The sequence below is a fragment of the Mesorhizobium sp. M7A.F.Ca.CA.001.08.2.1 genome (assembly GCF_003998455.1).
Classification (GTDB): Bacteria; Pseudomonadota; Alphaproteobacteria; order Rhizobiales; family Rhizobiaceae; genus Mesorhizobium; species Mesorhizobium ciceri.
Map to the genome: position 1 here is coordinate 1 of NZ_RZPW01001358.1, position 691 is coordinate 691.

A 691-nucleotide genomic window follows, 5' to 3' on the forward strand; every position below is an offset into this window, starting at 1 on the left:
ATCGCGTCGTTCTCGTCGCCCGGCTGGCTGTCGTGAGCCCGCCCGCGCGGCACGGTGATGACCGTGCGGTCGCCGTCGCTCTCCACGATCTCGGCCTTGCGGGCGATCTTGTCGCGACCGATGCGCGGCTGGCGGATTTCGGCCGGCAGCGAGGTCGGCAGGTTGATGCTCAGCCAATGACCCTCAGCGGCCCAGTCGGCGCGCGATTGCCACAGGGACACGATCAGCGCGCCAAGCCATTGGTCGTCGCCATCGGTGAAATCAGGATTTTTCACGCGTGAGAAGCCAATGGCCGGAACGCCCCAGAAAGTCGCCTCCCGCGCAATGCCGAGCGTGCCGGAATAGGCAAGGTCCTCGGCAACGTTGCGGCCATCGTTGACACCCGACAGCACCAGATCTGGCTTCTTCGTATCGGCGAACAACCAGGTCATGGCGCTTACCACGCAATCGGCCGGGGTGCCGGAACAGGCGTACCAGTTCGGTTTGAGGCGCCGCATGGTCAACGGCCTGGCAATCGTCAATGACGAGCCGGCGGCGGTGCGCTTGCCGTCGGGCGCGACCACCCAGACATCGTCGCACAACGCGCTTGCCGCATTGACCAGACGGGCAAGCCCCGGCGCTTCGATGCCGTCATCGTTGCAGATCAGAATTCTCATCGTTTTCTTGCCTCCGACACCACTATGCGCTGGCC

1 protein-coding gene is annotated in these 691 nt (G+C 64.7%); it reads right to left on the reverse strand.

The window, feature by feature from the left end; all coding sequences use genetic code 11:
- Positions 1-656 (reverse strand): 5'/3'-nucleotidase SurE (gene surE, locus EN914_RS37365; protein WP_127389782.1); only part of this gene is annotated, 656 nt, incomplete at its 3' end.
- Positions 657-691: the final 35 nt, after the last annotated feature.